Below are 1,268 nucleotides of genomic sequence, written 5' to 3'. Positions count from 1 at the left end.
CCGTAAGCGGATCCATGATATCGTGATTTAAATTAACTGTTGTTCCTGGATCTGCCAATGTAACAGCTGTAATATCGATTTTTGATGTTGCCGTTGCCGTAGTTTGATAAGAAGGATTAAGCACAACTCTGAATTTACTATCAGAAGTTAACCCGATATTGAAACTCTTTCTTTCTGCAGAAGTCTGTTTATCGGCGCTAAAATCTACATAAACTATATTTGTATAGTTTGATTCTGCTGTTTTACCACTAAGTGTTAAAGTACTTCCATCGGAAGGTGGAGCAACAAAAATAGGTTCTTCTGTATTCTTTTTACAGGCCGTAAGTGTTGCAGCTAAAAACGCGATAGCGATTAATGAGTTCAGTTTGTTCATGTTATTATAATTAATGTTGTTTATTGTTAAAATTTATTCCAGTTATAGATTAGCCCAAGCACATACGATCGGCCATAACTATATGGAACATCGCCACCTGTGCTGTGTGCTCCACCAGTTGCAGTTGAAGTGTTGCTCAATTGTGTAACATTAAAGAGGTTTTTAATACCTGCATTAATGGTTAAAGACTTAAATAGATTTTTGTTCAGCATTAAATCTGCGGTATGGAAATCGCCAATTTTTGTCAGTTTTACTGAGTTGGGATCGTTTTCGGCTGTAAGTTTATAGTTTGGCAAGCTCCCTGTATATTTATAAAAGAGGCTGATACTCCCATTTATTTTCGGAAGCGTATAAGTTATATTCGAGTTTACTTCCGTAGCCCATGCAAATTCAGGAGTCCCCAAGTCTGGATTACTCACGCTTAAATCATTGTATCGGCCGATATACGAGACGCCAAGTGTAGCCTGAATATCTTTATAAATCAATGTATTGTCTAACGTAGCACCTGTTGTTTTATACTTATCTACATTAAATAGCGAGGTTATGGAGTTATCTGTTGGTGACTGAGCAAAATTAATCCTGTTTTTAAACAAATTGTAGAAACCCGATAACGTAGAACGGAACTGCAGATCTTTTTCATGTATACCGGCCCAAGCCAAAGAGCCATTAAAACTGTTCGATTCTTCGGCTTTTAAATTGGGGTTACCCAAAATATTATGACTCGCATCTACAAAATCGTAATATAGTTCCCTCAGTGCTGGAGAACGAAAACCTTTAGCGTAAGCCAATCGAAGATCTAAATCTTTGGTTAAAGTAAATTTGGTATTTAATGATGGAATTACAGGAGGGGCATCGTAAATGGAGTTTTTAATAAACCTCAATCCTGGTCTTACAC

At 36.8% G+C, this 1,268-nt stretch carries 2 protein-coding genes; both read right to left on the bottom strand.

From position 1 onward, the window contains the following. Positions 1-373: hypothetical protein (locus AC1DPQ_RS28060; RefSeq protein WP_477611611.1), on the bottom strand; the 373-nt coding region annotated here is incomplete at its 3' end. 26 nt (positions 374-399) lie between these two features. Beyond that, positions 400-1,268, bottom strand: an 869-nt coding sequence (locus AC1DPQ_RS28055; protein WP_477611610.1) for a TonB-dependent receptor domain-containing protein, incomplete at its 5' end; no start/stop codon positions are given.

This window comes from Pedobacter sp. 01T416_2 (genome assembly GCF_056398925.1).
Note: the sequence above shows the minus strand (reverse complement) of the source record. Positions and strands in the feature narration are given on the sequence as shown.